This window comes from Pseudomonas sp. QD4, assembly GCF_049199125.1.
Taxonomy (GTDB): Bacteria; Pseudomonadota; Gammaproteobacteria; order Pseudomonadales; family Pseudomonadaceae; genus Aquipseudomonas.
Genome location: NZ_JBLZOM010000003.1, coordinates 89,381 through 104,720, shown reverse-complemented (window position 1 = coordinate 104,720; position 15,340 = coordinate 89,381). Strand labels below are relative to the sequence as shown.

The window sequence follows — 15,340 nt, the reverse complement described above, 5'->3', positions numbered from 1 at the left end:
TTTCAGGGTGATTCATGGAGCCGGAATTTTGGCAAAAACGCTGGGAGCGCGATCAGATCGGCTTTCACCTATCAGAGGTCAATCCCTATCTCCAGCAGTTCTGGCCGCACTTGGGGCTCACCCCAGGGGCGCGGGTGCTGGTGCCGTTGTGTGGCAAAAGCCTGGACCTCAAGTGGCTCGCCGGCCTGGGGCACGAGGTGCTGGGCATCGAGTTGTCGGAAAAGGCCATCCAGGACTTCTTCAGTGAACAGCAACTGACGCCCACCGTTACTCGGCACGGGCGTTTCCAGGTCTATCAGGAGGGCGCGATCCAGCTCTGGTGCGGCGATATCTTCGCCCTGGCCGCCGAGGACGTCGCCGATTGCACGGCTTTGTATGACCGGGCGGCGTTGATCGCCTTGCCGCCAGAGATGCGCGGCCAGTACGCAGCGCTGTTGAATCGCGTACTGTCCCAGGGCGCGCGTGGCTTGCTGATCACCATGGATTACGATCAGGCGCTCATCGAAGGACCGCCCTTTGCCGTGCTCGACGAAGAGGTCAGGCACTTGCTGGGCGCGCGTTGGCAGCTTGAGGTCGAAGTGGAGCGGGACATTCTGGGCGAGAGCTGGAAGTTTCTAAAGGGTGGGGTCACGCGCCTGGACGAACGGGTCTACCGGTTGCTGGACAAGGCCTGAGCCTGGTTTTATCGCGACCATGCAAAAGGGCGACTCGCGTCGCCCTTTTGGGTGTTACTGGTGTCGCTATCAGCCGCGACGACGCAGTGCTTCAATACGCTCTTCCAGCGGTGGGTGGCTCATGAACATCCGAGCCAGGCCTTGCTTGAGACCACCGTTGATGCCGAAGGCGTTCAAAGTGTCGGGCATGTGCACCGGCAAGCCCTGTTCCGAGCGCAGGCGCTGCAGGGCGCCAATCATCGCGCTGGTACCGGCCAGGCGGGCGCCGGCTTCGTCGGCACGGAACTCGCGTTTGCGCGAGAACCACATGACGATGGAGCTGGCGAGGATGCCCAGGACCAGCTCGGCGAAGATGGTCGCGATGTAATAGGCAATGCCCTGGCCTTCTTCGTTCTTGAAAATCACCTTGTCGACAAAGTTGCCGATGATACGGGCGAAGAACATCACGAAGGTGTTCACCACGCCCTGGATCAACGCCAGGGTGACCATGTCACCGTTGGCGACGTGCCCGATTTCATGGGCCAGCACGGCTTTAACTTCATCCGGCGAAAAACGTTCCAGCAAGCCCTGGCTGACCGCGACCAGCGCGTCGTTCTTGTTCCAGCCGGTGGCAAAGGCGTTGGCCTCGTAAGCCGGAAAAATACCGACCTCGGGCATCTTGATCCCGGCTTCACGGGACAGTTGTTCAACGGTCTGCAGCAGCCATTGCTCGTGACGAGTGCGTGGCTGGCTGATGATTTGGGTGCTGGTGCTCATCTTCGCCATCCACTTGGAGATGAACAGCGAGAACAGCGAACCGGCGAAACCAAAGACGGCACAGAAGATCAGCAGCTGAGTAAGGTCGAGATCAACCTTGTTGGCCGCCATGATCCCGTTGAAGCCGAAAAGGCTCAGGGTAATGCTGGCAATCAGCACGACCGCCAGGTTAGTGGCCAAAAACAGCAGAATGCGCATCATGGTTGTTAAAATCTCCTCATGCTTAAGATGTAGCGTACTGCGGGGTATATAAGGTGCGGCACCGGGCTATTCAACCGGGTGACTATTTCAAACTGTGTCTTACAGACTGATCCTAGACGCGTGCATGAAATTTCTGCGGCGAATCAGATAAATCCCGAAGTGTGTTTTTTGCTACAAGCCCTTGCACCAGCGGTGTGTCGGGAGGGTGTCAGCTTATAGAAGGGAGGCGGGGCAGGGGAGCGAAGATGTGTTGCTGAATTAATCGCAGTGCGACCGGCGGACCGATCGCGCTGCAACGGGTACTTACTGACGGTAAGACTTGAGGAAGCTGCCGATCCGGCCAATTGCCTGCTCCAGGTCATCTACCCGTGGCAGGGTGACGACGCGGAAGTGGTCGGGCCATGGCCAGTTGAAGGCCGTGCCTTGAACCACCAGCAGTTTCTCCGAGAGCAGCAGGTCGAGGACGAACTTCTCATCGTTATGAATCGGGCAGACTTTCGGATCGATCCGCGGGAAGGCGTACAGCGCGCCCATGGGCTTGACGCAGCTTACGCCGGGAATGTCATTGAGCAGTTCCCAGGTGCGATTGCGTTGTTCCAGCAGGCGGCCCTGGGGCAGGACCAAGTCGTTGATGCTTTGATAGCCGCCCAGTGCAGTCTGGATGGCGTGCTGGCTCGGCACGTTGGCACATAGGCGCATGTTGGCCAGCATATCGATGCCCTCGATGTAGCTCTGGGCATGGTGCTTGGGACCCGAAATGGCCACCCAGCCGGAGCGGAAGCCCGCGACCCGATACGACTTGGACAGGCCGTTGAAGGTCAGGCACAACAGGTCCGGAGCCAGGGACGCGGTGCAGATATGCACCGCGTCGTCGTACAGAATCTTGTCGTAGATCTCGTCGGAGAACACCACCAGGTTGTGCTGGCGGGCCAGTTCGAGCATGCCCAGCAGCACTTCCTTGGGGTATACGGCGCCCGTCGGGTTGTTGGGGTTGATAATCACCAGGGCTTTGGTGTTCGGGGTGATCTTGGCCTTGATGTCGGCCAGGTCCGGCCACCAGTTGGCCTGCTCGTCACACAGGTAATGCACCGGATTGCCGCCTGCCAGGCTGACCGCAGCGGTCCACAGCGGGTAGTCCGGGGCCGGGACCAGCACTTCGTCGCCATTGTTGAGCAGGGCCTGCATGGCCATCACGATCAGTTCGGAAACACCGTTGCCCAGGTAGATGTCTTCGATGCCGACGCCTTCCACCTGCTTCTGCTGGTAGTACTGCATGACCGCCTTGCGCGCACTGAACAGGCCTTTGGAGTCGCTGTAGCCCTGTGCGGTCGGCAGGTTGCGGATCACGTCCTGAAGGATTTCATCCGGCGCTTCGAAACCAAAGGGTGCCGGGTTGCCGATGTTCAGCTTGAGGATGCGATGGCCTTCCTCTTCCAGACGTTTGGCGTGCTTGAGCACTGGGCCGCGAATGTCGTAGCAGACGTTGGCGAGCTTGTTCGATTTGCTGACCTGCATGGCGATGTGTTCCCGAAAATGAACGATCCAGATGGCGGATGAACTACCGTACTGGGAATCCTGCGTTTTCACACAGGCCTGTAGCCTACGCTTGCAGCGGCAAAATCCGTTTGAATGCGCTTGGCGCGGCTGCCAGACTGGCGTCTAACGAGGCGCAATCATACGTGCCGCCTGATCCGTGGAAAAGATACAGATCGGGCTTTTTCAGTTGCAGAGGAGGGATGATGGAAAAGCTGGAAAAAACCCTTGAAGAATGGCGCGCCATGCTCGATCCCGAGCAATACAACGTATGCCGGCTCAAAGGCACCGAACGACCGTTCTCGGGCAAGTACAACGGCACCAAGACCGACGGGGTCTATCACTGTATCTGCTGCAACGAGCCCTTGTTCGACTCGCGGGCCAAATTCGATTCCGGCTGCGGCTGGCCGAGTTTCTACGAACCGATCGGTGAAAGCGCCATGGTCGAGATTCGCGATGTCAGCCACGGCATGATCCGCACTGAAGTGGTGTGCGCCAAATGTGATGCGCACCTGGGGCATGTATTCCCCGATGGCCCGCCACCGACCGGCCTGCGTTATTGCATCAATTCGGTGTGCCTGGACCTGGTGCCGCGCTAAGACCTGCCGACAAGAAGCGATTTTTCGAAATCGCTTTCCATTGAATTAGGTTGTACACAATTTAATTGGGCGCTATTTTTAGCGACCTTTACTGTTCCTGGAGCCTGCACCATGAGCGATACCCTGTTGAACATCCCGTGCACCACCATCAAGGGCGAGCAAACAACCCTGGCCGACTTCCACGGCAAGGCCGTACTGGTGGTCAACACCGCCAGCAAGTGCGGTTTTACGCCCCAGTACAAAGGGCTGGAGGAGCTGTGGCAGACCTACAAGGATCAAGGTCTGGTGGTGCTGGGGTTCCCGTGCAATCAGTTCGGCAAGCAGGAACCGGGAAACGAGGGGGCGATTTCCGAGTTTTGCGAACTGAACTTCGGTGTCAGCTTCCCGCTGTTCAAGAAGGTCGATGTCAATGGCGCACAGGCCCATCCACTGTTCGTTCAGTTGAAAAAGCGTGCGCCGGGCTTGCTGGGCTCCCAGGGCATCAAGTGGAACTTCACCAAATTCCTGATCGACAAGGACGGGCAGGTGGTCAAGCGTTTCGCGCCGACCACCAAGCCCCAGGACCTGACGAGCGAGATTGAAGCCCTGCTCAAATGAACGACCTGTCCGCCGATTCGCTGAGCCTCGACCGTCAGCTGTGTTTCAAACTCTACGCCGCCTCGCGGGCTGTGGTGCGTGGCTACAAGCCGATGCTCGACCAGTTGGGCCTGACTTACCCGCAGTACCTGGTGATGCTGGTGCTGTGGGAGTGGCAGGCAACGCCGCCCGAATTACCCACCGTCAAGGCGCTGGGTGAGCGCCTGGCGCTGGACTCCGGAACCCTGACGCCATTGCTCAAGCGACTGCAACAGTTGCAACTGGTGCAGCGCCAGCGCTCGGTCCTGGATGAGCGTGAGGTGCATCTAAGCCTGAGCCCTGCGGGCCTGGCCCTGCGCGAGCAAGTGCCGCCGCTCAAGGCGGCCTTGCTCTGCGACAGCGGCGTCGACCTCAATGGTTTGGACGAGTTGCGCAATGGTCTGGACCGTTTGCTGGCCCAGGTCAAAGCATTGTCGTAGTCGGCACCCAGAGGTCCAGCAGGGCGGCCAGTTCTTCGCGTCGGAACGGCTTGGCCAGGTAATCGCTCATGCCTGCCAGGCGGCAACGTTCGCGCTCTTCGGGCATGGCGTTGGCGGTCAGGGCAATGATCGGCAGGTCCGGCCAGCGGCCGCTGCGACGTATCTGCCGGCTCGCCTCGTAACCGTCCATGACCGGCATGTTGCAGTCCATCAGCACCAGATCGAAGTCCTCGTGCTCCAGCAGGTTGAGGGCTTCGGCACCGTGGGCCGCGACGCTCACGGCGCAGCCGAGTTTGCTGAGCATGCCCTTGGCCACCAGTTGGTTCACCGGGTTGTCCTCCACCAGCAGGATCCGTGCTCGACGTAAAGGCGTGTAGGTCTCCAGCTGAGCGTCGTCGATGATCACGGTGTGCCCCAGCAGTGCCCGACGCAGTGTCTGGTACAGGGCATTGCGCGCCAATGGCCGGGCCTGTTGCTGCAGCGGCGCCAGGGCCGCAGCCTCCTCACTGGGGAGAAAACTGCCATAGGCGGTGACCAGCAGGATCGGCGCAGAGAGGGTCGGGCGCAGGCCGAACAGGCATTCCGGGCAGTCGGTGATCAACAGGTCGGGCTCGAGCCCGAGCAGCGAATCGCTCAGGTTGCAGCGTCGATAATTCAGGCCCCAGGCCGGCAGGAGTTTGCCCAGCAGTTCAGCGAGGCCGCTGCCAGGCTCGGTAATTGCCAGGATAGTGCCAAACAACGGCGCCGGAGCCACGGCCGGGGTATGGCAGGGTAACGGCAGGTCGGCGCAGAACTGGCTGCCAAAACCCACCTCGGAGCTGATGCTCAGCCGTCCCTGCATGGCCTCGCACAGGTTGTGGGTCAGGGCCAGCCCAAGGCCGGTGCCGCCGTACTGGCGCGTGATGCCGGCGCCAGCCTGGGTATAGGGTTGAAAAATCCGCAGTTGAGCTTCCGGTGCGATGCCGATGCCGGTGTCGCAGACTTCGATCCGCACCCCGTCATCGTGGGTGCACAGGCGCACATCCACCCGGCCGAATCGGGTGAATTTCAGCGCGTTCGACAACAGGTTGCTGACGATCTGCCGCACCCGAGTCGGGTCACCCAGCACCAGGGCCGGGAAATCGGGTTCGATCAGGCAGGTCAATTCGACGCTGGACGCGGTGTTCTGCGACAGCAGATTGGCGGTGTCTTCGACCAGCACGCCGAGGTCGAACGGGATGCGTTCCAGTTCCAGTTGCCCGGCGTCGAACTTTGACATGTCGAGAATATCGTTGAGCAACTCCACCAGCACCTTGCCGGAATCGTGGGCGATCGACAGTTGCTGGCGTTGTTCGGCGTTCAGCTGGCTGTCCAGGGACAAGGCGATCATGCCCAGCAAGCCATTGAGCGGGGTGCGGATTTCGTGGCTCATGTTGGCCAGGAAGGCGGCCCGCGCCTGAGCCATATCCAGAGCGGTGCTGCGGGCGGTTTCCAGTTCTTCGTTGGATTGGCTCAGGCGCTGGTTGATCGCCTTGAGCTCAGTAGTGCGTGCGGAGACGATGTTTTCCAGTTGGCCAAGATAGTCGGTCAGGCGGTTTTCTGCGTTGCGCCGTTGCTGGATCTCGGTGGACATGTTTTCAAACTGCTGGTTGGCGACCTTGACCAGCACCCCGATTTCATCGTTTTCGTGGCCCGGCGGGAAATCCAGCTTGGGCTGGTCGGCGCTGCGCGGGTCGCGGCCACTGAGTTCGCGGATCACCCTGACCAGCGGCTTGGTCAGCATCACGTAAAACAGGCCAAGGAGAATCCCGGTCAGGATCAGGCTGCGGGCGAAGCCGTTGATCAGGGTCACTTCGGCCCGGCGCAGGAAGCGGCTGCCGAAGGCGAAGGTATCGACCTCCAGGTGCAAGGTGCCCAAGGATTCTTCGGGTAGATGGCTGAGAAAGAGCCGGTCTTCGAACTGGCGATTGGCGCCGAACAGGAAGTCGCTGATGGCCCGGTAGCGGCTTTTCAGCGGTGGACGCTCGACATTGGCCAGCAGGGTGTTGTTGTTATCGATCAGTTGCGCGCCAATGATGGCCGGTGAGCGTAGCAAACCCAGGGTCAGTTCCTGGGCCAGTTCGGCGTCGATGTTGTAGGCGATACGCGAGGCCGGGTTATGGCTGATTTCCAGGAGCGAGCGTATTTCCTGATTGATGGAGGCGTCTTCACTGGCATAATCGATGCCGATTTGCAGCAGACTGAGCGCCGTCCCGAGGATGAAGCCGACCAGCACTGTAAGCCTGGCTTGTTTGTAAGACAGGCGGTGGGTGAATTTAATATCCATGGGATGCTGAGCCACTTTCCGTTTCCCTTCGCTGGGCAAGCATAGCTGATCGTCAGTTATTGCCGGCAGGGGCCTGGCGCTGATCCTGCTTGGGTAGACCACGGGCATCGCACTCCTGTTTCGTCTGGATGCCCGACCATTATTGTGAACCTGTCTGAGGAGAAGTCGTGGATTCTCGATTGAATGCTTTTCTTGAACGCGCCGATGCGGTCCTGGCTCGGCTTGAGCCGTTGCTGCCGGCCCCGCGACAAGTCATCGACTGGACGCACTGCCTGGCCGCGCGCTGGCAACGGGAGGGACGCAATGGCTTCCTGTTGCCCCTGGAGGTCAGCCTCGACATGCGCTTGTCCGATCTGATCGGCGTCGACCGGCAACGTGAGCAATTGGCACGCAATACCCAGCAGTTTCTCGATGGCATGCCGGCCAACCACGCTTTGCTCTGGGGCTCGCGCGGTACCGGCAAGTCGTCGTTGGTGCGCGCCTTGCTGGCTGAACACGCCAAGGGCGGTTTGCGCCTGATCGAAATCGAGCGCGATCACCTCGCGGACCTGCCGCGAGTGGTGGAGCAGTTGGTCAAGCTGCCCCAGCGTTTCGTGCTGTTCTGCGATGACCTGTCGTTCGAGGCCGGTGAAGGCGATTACCGGGTGCTCAAGAGCGTACTCGACGGCTCGCTGGAACAGGCGCCGGACAACGTGCTGCTCTACGCGACCTCCAACCGGCGGCACCTGGTGCCCGAGAAAGAGAGCGACAACGAGAACTGGAAGCGCGTCGATGGCGAACTTCACCCTAGTGAAGCGGTGGAAGACAAGATCGCCCTGTCGGATCGCTTTGGCCTGTGGCTGTCGTTCTACCCTTTCACCCAGGAACACTTCCTCAATGTGGTGGAGCACTGGATCGGCGAGCTGGCGAGCAAGGCAAACCTCAGCTGGCAGCGGGATGAGGAACTGGAGATTCTCGCGGTGCGCTGGGCCACGGGCCGCGGCAACCGCAATGGCCGTTGTGCCTACCAATTCGCCCGCTACTGGGTTGGCCTGAAGTTGCTGGAGCAAAAGGCATGATCGATTTGCAAAGCGCCGGTAAGGGCCTGGAAGGCTATGGGTTGTTGTGCGCCCAGCTGGAATCCCTGCTGGCCGATGAGCGGGATTTCATTGCCAATGCCGCGCAGTTTTCGGCGTTTCTGTTCAACCAGCTCGACGATTTGAACTGGGCCGGCTTCTACCTCAACCGTGATGAAGAACTGGTGCTCGGCCCGTTCCAGGGCCAGATCGCCTGTGTGCGGATTGCCTTCGGTCGTGGTGTATGTGGCGCGGCTGCGGCCTCGCGGCAAACCCAGCGGGTCGAAGATGTACACGCGTTCCCGGGGCACATTGCCTGCGACAGCGCGTCCAACAGCGAGTTGGTCGTGCCGCTGGTCAAGGACGGACGGCTGATCGGCGTGCTGGATCTGGACAGCCCGAAACTGGCCCGCTTCAGCATCGACGATCAAACCGGCATTGAAGCCCTGGCGGCGATTTTCCTACGGCTGAGCGACTGCTGATCCGCTTCACTCCATCAGTCCGGCCTTGCGCAGCAGGCCTTGCGGGTCGACCGCATCGATCTGCTGCGGCTCCAGAAAGCGTTCGGCGTAATGCCGATAGACCTCTGCCTCGATAAACAAGCCGAACAGTTCGGGATCGATATGGGCGTCATGGCACATCATGGCCATGATGCCCAGGGCTTCACTCAGGGTCTTGCCCTTCTTGTAGGGGCGATCCGCGGCTGTCAGCGCTTCGAAGATATCGGCGATTGCCATCATCCGTGCCGGCAGGCTCATCTGTTCGCGCTTCAACTGTTTGGGGTAGCCGGTGCCATCCATTTTCTCATGATGGCCGCCAGCGATTTCCGCGACGTTGTGCAGATGGTGGGGGAAGGGCAGGTGGTTGAGCATCAGGATGTTTTGCACCATGTGGTGGTTGATCACATAGCGCTCCTCACGGGTCAGCGTGCCGCGGGTGATGCTCAGGTTGTAGAGCTCGCCACGGTTGTACTTGTGCGGTGGTGCGTCGAGCTTGAAACCCCAGGGGTTGTCTGCGGCGATCAGTTCGCTTTCATCGCGCTCCAACAGATGCTCGGGTTTGTCGGCGAGGAGCCGTTCACGGACCGGCAGCGTTGGAAGCGGCCCGCGCTCCTGGCGTTTTTTCTCCTCCCAGGAGACCCCCAGGCGATCATCCAGGGTTCGGCTCCAGGTGCGTTCGGCAATCTCTCGCAGGCGCTGCAAGTCGGCCTCGGCCATGGCTTCGCCGCCCACGTTGCAGTGGGCGACAAAGGCGAAGTCGGCGTCCAGCTGGGCCAGCTCGGCATCCCGGGTGCTGGCCAGTGAGGATTCATCGCCTTCGCGGGCCAGGCCTTGCCAGTAGTTGATCCAGGCATCGCGCTTGAGGACTTCGAAGCGTGTGCGGATTTCGTGGATACGGTCGTTCAGGGTTTCCAGCTTGGTGGCCTTGTCGACCACGTATTCCGGGGTCGTGACCTTGCCGCAGTCGTGCAGCCAGGCAGCGATATGCAGGGCCTCCCATTCATCTTCATTGGGCTGGTAGGCGGCGAAGGCCGGTTGCTGGCTGGCGGCAGCGGCTTCGGCCAGCATCAGGGTCAGTGCCGGCACCCGTTGGCAGTGACCGCCGGTATAGGGGCTCTTGGCATCGATGGCCCCGGCCAGCAGTTGGATAAATGAGTCGAGCAACTGCTTTTGTTTGTTTTGCAGGCGCTGGCTGTCGATGCACAGCGCGGCAGCACCTGATATGGCCTGGATGAAGGCGATGCGATCAGGACGCAGTTTTTCCAGGTCGGCTTCCTGGCCGCTGTCCACCAGCAGCAGGACGAGCACGCCGACGGTTTCGTTGTGTCGATTGCGCAGGCGCAGGCCAATCAGGTGGGCGCTGGGGCAGGCCAGGGCCAACATCACACTTTGCAGATTCCCGGCCTGTTCGAAACCCAGGGTGGTGACCAGGCTGTCGCGGTTTGCCAGTTGCAGCAGCCAGGTCGGGCCCTGGGGGTTGTCGAGGACCAAAGCGGGCAGGTTGAACGCCGCCGGGTCTTGCTGTTGGCCGTCGATGGTCAGCCCGTGGGGCTCCAGGCGCGTGCCTTCGCTTTCGCAGAGGAAGATCAGCCCCGCCTGGGCCTGGCCGATTTTCACGGTTTCAAACAACACGCGTTGTAACAGCGGGTCGAACCGCGTCTCGGCGGACAGGCTGGCAGTGATCTCGAAGAAACTCGCCAGGGTGTCCTTCATCCGCGCCATGGAGACACTCAACTGATCGACCTCAAGCACCGGCGAACGTCGGGTGACCGGGTAGTGGAAGTCGAAGCTGCGAATGGCGTCGGCCTCCTGCACCAGGGCCCGCAACGGCCGGACCAGCACTCGCGAAATCAGCCAGCCCAGGGGCAGACACAGCAACAGCGTGGCCAAGGTGATCAGTGCACCCTGCCAGCGCATGCGATAGGCATCCACCAGCAGTTCATCCTCCGGCACCAGCAGCGCCAGTTGCAGGCCGCCGGGACCCCCTTCCGCGATATGTCGGCTGGCGACGATCCAGGTGCGGTCTCCCACCTGCAGACGATTGGCCTGGGCCGCGCCGTGCAGCAACGCATCAAGGGCCGGGCTCAGATCGTTGGCCTTGATCAGTCGCGCGGTCTGGGCCTCGATGATCAGCCGGGTACTGTCCGGGTAGGCCACCGCATTGCCGTTGGCGTCGATCAGGGCGATTTCGGTACTGGGGGTGACGCGGTGCTTGGCCAGGGTGGCGGACAGTTGCTCGAGGGTCAGGTCGGCGCCTATCACTGCGCTGTCGCCGCTGCGCCGGGCCAGGGTGGTGCCGACGTTGCGCGTGGAAAAGAACACATAGGGGGCGGTGGTGATCTGTTCGTCATCGCGAGGAGCATTGGCAAACCAGGCGCGCGTGCGCGGGTCATAGCGTTCGTTGCTATTGCTGCGTTGATCGAGCAGGCCCAGGGTGCTGTCGTAGAACAGGGTTTGCGAGCGCACCTGCTCGCCGCCGGGGTCGCGCTCGATGCTCCAGACTTCGTAGGCGGCCGCCTCCGGAGCCTTGCGTGCGGCCTTGAGCGCGGCGCTGCGCAGCGGCCGGACCATGAAAAAGTCGCCGTTGGCATAACCCACATAGAGTGAGGCCAGTTCCCCATGGTCGATGAGCGATTGGCTGAACGGCTTGAGCAGCGCCAGGCGTCGATTCAGGTCGGGTGTCTGGATGGCCGGGTTGTCGGCCTGCAGGCTGAGCAGGTAACGAATCGGCTGGTAGGTGTGTTTCAGGTCCTGCTGCACATCCTGCTCGATGCGCTGGAACAGATGTTCGCTGCTGGACAGGATGATCCGAGTGGTTTGCTGGTAGTTGAAAAAGCCCAGCACGATACCGGTCAACAACAGCAAAAAGGTAAACATCACGCTGATATGCACGTGGAGAGGAAAGCGGCGTTGTTCGGACCGCGGCGTGCTCGGCATTGCAGTGCTCTCCAGGGCGCACGGGGGGGCGCTGCTTAGGGGGTAAGCATAGTTAAGGCAGATCCATTTTGCCTCGCGACGCAAGCGGGAGGCTGCCGCCCAGCACCCTGGACATCAAGGCAGAGTCTTGAAAATACCGAATAGTGGCGTTTTGATATTTATCTGGCAAGCGCCGATTTTTCCTGGTGTGTGGGCCGTCAGACCAGTGCATTGCGTTTCGCCATATCGATCAATTTGGCCATGGACTGGATATCCAGTTTTTGCATGATTCTTTTCTTGTAGGTACTGACGGTCTTGTTGCTCAGAAACATGCCGGTGGCTATTTCCTTGTTGGTACGGCCCAGGGCGAACAGCTGCAAGACGATCAGTTCGCGGTCATTGAGTGAGCGGAACAAGGCCAGTTCCAGGGGCGAGCTGTGCTCGGCGGGCGTGGTGGACAGGGTTTGGCTGGGAAAGTAGTGGTAGCCCCCCAGGATTGCCTTGATCGCGCCGAGCAGTTCATTGAGCTCCTGCTCCTTGCTCAGGTAGCCGCTGGCTCCGCCCCGCATGCAGCGGTTGGCGAACAGCGCCGGCGGCTGGGCGGTCAGGACCAGGGTCCGCAGGGAGGGGCTCAGGGCGTTGAAGCGGTAGAGCAACTCCAGGCCGTCGATCTTGGGCAGGCAGATGTCGAGGATGACCAGGTCCGGCATGCACTCGCGGACCAACTGCAGGGCATCGACGCCGTTGTCGGTTTCGCCGACGATCTGGTGCCCCTCGTGTTCCATCAGGATACGGATTGCCAGACGCATGATCGGATGGTTGTCGATGATGAAAATCGAACTCATGTTAAACCTGCTCGGAGCAATTAAAGGCCCCGAACATTAGCCCAGCTCAACGCTGGAATTACGTGATCCAGGGCCTCAAACGCAAACTAGGAAGGTTCCTACGCTCAATGGAGGTGGGGATTACAACGGGCTGGCGGTTGGGTGAAGTACATCCGTTTGCAAATGTTAATGAGCGACCATCAGCGCTGCGCACCGCGGTCGGTGAACAGGCCTGGAAGCCGTCCAAAGGTGTGCCTGAGAGTGTCAGGTCGGGCATCAGGGGAATGCCGCCCTTCCACGATGGGGAAGGGCGGGGCAGGACCCGGTTAGTGCGGGCTTGAGCGGCCGGTCATTTCCCGGGCCATTTCACTGGCGTAGCTGTCAGTCATGCCTGCGATAAAGTCGATCATGCGCAGGAACGACGCGTGCAGCGGCCAGTTCGGGTCCGGGGCGTTGTTGCCCAGAAGGTCGAGGATGCGCCGGTTCTTGAACGACGGGGTGCGCCCGCCATGTTGCTCCAGCGCTGCGCCGCAGAAGGAGTTGAGGAGGATTTCCAGGGTGGTGTAGGCGCCGATTTCATGCAGGGTCTTGCGCTTGTCCTGGAAGATTTTCTTGCGGGCGATGTCCTTGGCGTTCAGCACGCAACGCTTGGCCGGGCCGTGCATGTGCTCCACCAGGTCACCGTGCAGGGTGCCGGCCAGCAGCGCATCCTGTTGCTCGACGAACGCGCGGGCGGCGGCATTGGTCAGGTGCTCGATGGCCTTGCCCCGCAGGATCGCCAGCTTGCGCCGGCGTGAATCCTGAGGGCCGAGCTGGCGATAGGTCTCGGGCAGGTCGTCACCCACCAGCCCCAGCAGCAGTGATTCAACCTCGGCATACTCCAGCAGCTCCATCTCCAGGCCATCTTCGAGATCGATCAGGGCGTAGCAGATGTCATCCGCGGCCTCCATCAGGTACACCAGCGGATGGCGGGCCCAGCGCTGTTCTTCGAGTTGCGGCAGGCCGAGTTTGTGGGCGATCTGCTCCAGCAGCGGCAACTCGCTCTGGTAGCAGCCGAACTTGTGCTTCTTGTAGCCCAGGGAGTCGGCGTGGCGTGCGGTCCAGGGGTATTTCAGGTACGTGCCGAGGGTGGCGTAGGTCAGGCGCGTGCCGCCGTCGAACTGGTGGTATTCGAGCTGGGTCAGTACCCGGAAACCCTGGGCATTGCCTTCGAAGTTGAGGAAGTCGTTGCGCTCGGCCTCGCTCATCGCATCCAGCCAGCCACGTCCGGCAGCCTGCTGGAACCAGTGGCGGATGGCATCTTCACCGGAATGGCCGAAGGGCGGGTTGCCGATGTCGTGGGCCAGGCAGGCCGATTGCACCACCATCCCCAGGTCGCTGGGTTCGCACCAGTCGGGCAGGGCGCTGCGGATCGTCTCGCCGACCCGCATGCCCAGGGAGCGGCCGACGCAACTGACTTCCAGGGAGTGGGTCAGGCGCGTGTGGATGTGATCGTTGCTGGTAACCGGGTGCACCTGGGTCTTGCGTCCCAGGCGGCGGAAGGCGCCGGAGAAGATGATGCGATCGTGGTCTTTGTGAAAGGGGCTGCGGCCGAGTTCTTCTGGGCTGTGCAGCGGTTTTCCGAGGCGTTCGCGGTTGAGCAGGGTCTGCCAATCCAAGGCTGGGTCTCTCCGTCAAGTGACTGATGGGCTAGCTTCCCGGTTCGCGTCACGACCTGCAAGTGCTGCTAATCACTAAAGCCCGGCGGCATCGATATCGATCAACAGCAGACGTTGGCCATTATCGAAAAACTGCCCGGCGGTCAGGCAATACTGGTTGCTGGTGGCATCGCGGTAGGTGTTGGACAGGGTCAGGCGGCGCTCGTCCCAGCCTTCGGCCAGCAGGTGATAGAAGTAAGGTCGCCACGACCAGTTGTGCCCGACATAGCTGTGGTTGGCTTCCCAGCCGTTGTTGCGCCACTCCAGGTTGGGGGTCAGTTGCGTGCCATGGCGGTCGCATTGATAGAAGCGCAGCAACCAGGGGAATGCCTGCAACTGTGGCAGTTGGCTGATCGGCGCCTGAGCCTGGGCCCAGGCTTGCAGAATCGCCATCAGCTCGGCGAGTTGCTGGCGCATCACCATCAATCGATTGCGCTCGCCGAGCTTGTGCTGCACGTAGCGTTCGCGCAGTCGGGCGAACGGCGCGACAAAGGCATCGCTGGCGAAAAAATGTTCCTCGGCGCGGGCAAACAGAAACCCTTGCACATAGCGCGAACCGCACTCCAGGGCGAAACTCAGCTCGGCCTCGGTCTCCACTCCTTCGGCGATGATCCAGCAGCCGGTCTTCTCGGCCATCTGTGCCAGGGCCTTGACCACGTCGCTGCTCGGGCCGCCTCGGGCCGCCTGGAACAGGCGCATGTCGAGCTTGAGGATATCCGGCTGCAGGGCCAGCACCCGATCGAGCTGGGAATAGCCGGCGCCGAAGTCGTCGATGGCGATACGCGCCCCGGCCTCGCGATAACGCGCTACCACTTCGGCCAGGCGCTGACTGTTGCCGCCCAGTTCGGTGATCTCGAACACGATGCGCTGTGGGTCGACCCCGTGTTGCTGCAACTGCTTGAGGCTCGGCAGGGCTTGGCCGCTGCGCAGGCGGCTGATCCAGCGCGGCGAGATATTCAGGCTCAGGAACCACTCTTCGGGCGCTTCGTGCAGGCGGCTCAGGGCGTTGTCGCGAATCAGGCGATCAAGGCGGCGCAGGGCGGTCGAGGGGGTTCTGGAGTCGGCGAACAGAGGACCGACCGAAGCCAGTTGGCCATCAGCCTGGCGCAGGCGCCCCAGGGCTTCGACACCCGCGATACGCCCGGTGGCGGTATCGATGAATGGCTGAAAGCAGGCGAGCGGTTGCCCGTCGATCACATGGCCTCCTTAAGTGTGTCTTGTTGGA

At 61.3% G+C, this 15,340-nt stretch carries 13 protein-coding genes; 6 read left to right on the top strand and 7 right to left on the bottom strand.

Annotated features, from left to right (window positions below):
- Positions 1 to 14: 14 nt before the first annotated feature.
- Positions 15 to 674 (top strand): thiopurine S-methyltransferase, encoded by a 660-nt coding sequence (locus ACOZJV_RS20685; RefSeq protein WP_421548376.1) that lies wholly within the window; start codon positions 15 to 17, stop codon positions 672 to 674.
- 69 nt (positions 675 to 743) lie between these two features.
- Here the strand turns inward: ACOZJV_RS20685 and htpX are convergent, their stop codons facing one another.
- Both htpX and ACOZJV_RS20675 read right to left on the bottom strand, forming a co-directional pair.
- Positions 744 to 1,631 carry a protease HtpX gene (htpX, locus tag ACOZJV_RS20680; protein ID WP_020299702.1) on the bottom strand — a complete coding sequence of 296 codons (888 nt, stop codon included), beginning with the start codon at positions 1,629 to 1,631 and terminating at the stop codon, positions 744 to 746.
- Between the two features lie 303 nt (positions 1,632 to 1,934).
- Positions 1,935 to 3,146, bottom strand: coding sequence for a pyridoxal phosphate-dependent aminotransferase (locus ACOZJV_RS20675; protein ID WP_020299703.1), 1,212 nt, complete (start codon positions 3,144 to 3,146; stop codon positions 1,935 to 1,937).
- A 224-nt stretch (positions 3,147 to 3,370) separates the two neighbouring features.
- Between ACOZJV_RS20675 and msrB the strand changes: the two genes are divergently transcribed.
- From msrB to ACOZJV_RS20660, 3 genes are all read left to right on the top strand, one after another.
- Complete coding sequence (gene msrB / locus ACOZJV_RS20670) at positions 3,371 to 3,763, top strand: peptide-methionine (R)-S-oxide reductase MsrB (RefSeq protein ID WP_020299704.1); 393 nt, start codon at positions 3,371 to 3,373, stop codon at positions 3,761 to 3,763.
- A 111-nt stretch (positions 3,764 to 3,874) separates the two neighbouring features.
- The gene (locus tag ACOZJV_RS20665; RefSeq protein ID WP_421548375.1) at positions 3,875 to 4,360 is read left to right on the top strand and encodes a glutathione peroxidase; all 486 of its coding nucleotides are present in this window, start codon (positions 3,875 to 3,877) and stop codon (positions 4,358 to 4,360) included.
- Positions 4,357 to 4,818, top strand: coding sequence for a MarR family winged helix-turn-helix transcriptional regulator (locus ACOZJV_RS20660; protein WP_201131888.1), 462 nt, complete (start codon positions 4,357 to 4,359; stop codon positions 4,816 to 4,818). Before ACOZJV_RS20665 ends, ACOZJV_RS20660 begins: the two co-directional genes overlap by 4 nt.
- Here ACOZJV_RS20660 and ACOZJV_RS20655 read toward each other — a convergent pair.
- On the bottom strand, positions 4,802 to 7,123 hold the full coding sequence (locus tag ACOZJV_RS20655; protein WP_078470654.1) for a hybrid sensor histidine kinase/response regulator: 2,322 nt from the start codon (positions 7,121 to 7,123) through the stop codon (positions 4,802 to 4,804). The two genes, ACOZJV_RS20660 and ACOZJV_RS20655, sit on opposite strands and share 17 nt — an antisense overlap.
- A gap of 167 nt (positions 7,124 to 7,290) precedes the next feature.
- Between ACOZJV_RS20655 and ACOZJV_RS20650 the strand changes: the two genes are divergently transcribed.
- Together ACOZJV_RS20650 and ACOZJV_RS20645 are read left to right on the top strand one after the other, a co-directional pair.
- Positions 7,291 to 8,181 carry a DUF815 domain-containing protein gene (locus ACOZJV_RS20650; protein ID WP_201131886.1) on the top strand — a complete coding sequence of 297 codons (891 nt, stop codon included), beginning with the start codon at positions 7,291 to 7,293 and terminating at the stop codon, positions 8,179 to 8,181.
- On the top strand, positions 8,178 to 8,660 hold the full coding sequence (locus ACOZJV_RS20645; RefSeq protein WP_421548374.1) for a GAF domain-containing protein: 483 nt from the start codon (positions 8,178 to 8,180) through the stop codon (positions 8,658 to 8,660). Before ACOZJV_RS20650 ends, ACOZJV_RS20645 begins: the two co-directional genes overlap by 4 nt.
- A 6-nt stretch (positions 8,661 to 8,666) precedes the next feature.
- Here the strand turns inward: ACOZJV_RS20645 and ACOZJV_RS20640 are convergent, their stop codons facing one another.
- The 4 genes from ACOZJV_RS20640 to ACOZJV_RS20625 all read right to left on the bottom strand — a co-directional run bounded on the left by ACOZJV_RS20640 (position 8,667) and on the right by ACOZJV_RS20625 (position 15,312).
- Positions 8,667 to 11,615 carry an HD domain-containing phosphohydrolase gene (locus tag ACOZJV_RS20640; RefSeq protein WP_421548373.1) on the bottom strand — a complete coding sequence of 983 codons (2,949 nt, stop codon included), beginning with the start codon at positions 11,613 to 11,615 and terminating at the stop codon, positions 8,667 to 8,669.
- 197 nt (positions 11,616 to 11,812) lie between these two features.
- Positions 11,813 to 12,439, bottom strand: coding sequence for a response regulator transcription factor (locus ACOZJV_RS20635; protein ID WP_078470650.1), 627 nt, complete (start codon positions 12,437 to 12,439; stop codon positions 11,813 to 11,815).
- A 305-nt stretch (positions 12,440 to 12,744) separates the two neighbouring features.
- On the bottom strand, positions 12,745 to 14,076 hold the full coding sequence (locus ACOZJV_RS20630) for a deoxyguanosinetriphosphate triphosphohydrolase (protein WP_201131883.1): 1,332 nt from the start codon (positions 14,074 to 14,076) through the stop codon (positions 12,745 to 12,747).
- Positions 14,077 to 14,151: 75 nt separating this feature from the next.
- Complete coding sequence (locus ACOZJV_RS20625; protein ID WP_421548372.1) at positions 14,152 to 15,312, bottom strand: EAL domain-containing protein; 1,161 nt, start codon at positions 15,310 to 15,312, stop codon at positions 14,152 to 14,154.
- Positions 15,313 to 15,340 lie beyond the last annotated feature (28 nt).

Excerpts from the sequence above, each read along its gene's own strand:
- htpX (WP_020299702.1), bottom strand. The coding sequence starts at position 1,631 with ATGATGCGCATTCTGCTGTTTTTGGCCACTAACCTGGCGGTCGTGCTG.
- ACOZJV_RS20655 (WP_078470654.1), bottom strand. The coding sequence starts at position 7,123 with ATGGATATTAAATTCACCCACCGCCTGTCTTACAAACAAGCCAGGCTT.
- ACOZJV_RS20675 (WP_020299703.1), bottom strand. The coding sequence starts at position 3,146 with ATGCAGGTCAGCAAATCGAACAAGCTCGCCAACGTCTGCTACGACATT.
- ACOZJV_RS20635 (WP_078470650.1), bottom strand. The coding sequence starts at position 12,439 with ATGAGTTCGATTTTCATCATCGACAACCATCCGATCATGCGTCTGGCA.
- ACOZJV_RS20660 (WP_201131888.1), top strand. The coding sequence starts at position 4,357 with ATGAACGACCTGTCCGCCGATTCGCTGAGCCTCGACCGTCAGCTGTGT.
- ACOZJV_RS20685 (WP_421548376.1), top strand. The coding sequence starts at position 15 with ATGGAGCCGGAATTTTGGCAAAAACGCTGGGAGCGCGATCAGATCGGC.
- ACOZJV_RS20640 (WP_421548373.1), bottom strand. The coding sequence starts at position 11,615 with ATGCCGAGCACGCCGCGGTCCGAACAACGCCGCTTTCCTCTCCACGTG.
- msrB (WP_020299704.1), top strand. The coding sequence starts at position 3,371 with ATGGAAAAGCTGGAAAAAACCCTTGAAGAATGGCGCGCCATGCTCGAT.
- ACOZJV_RS20645 (WP_421548374.1), top strand. The coding sequence starts at position 8,178 with ATGATCGATTTGCAAAGCGCCGGTAAGGGCCTGGAAGGCTATGGGTTG.
- ACOZJV_RS20665 (WP_421548375.1), top strand. The coding sequence starts at position 3,875 with ATGAGCGATACCCTGTTGAACATCCCGTGCACCACCATCAAGGGCGAG.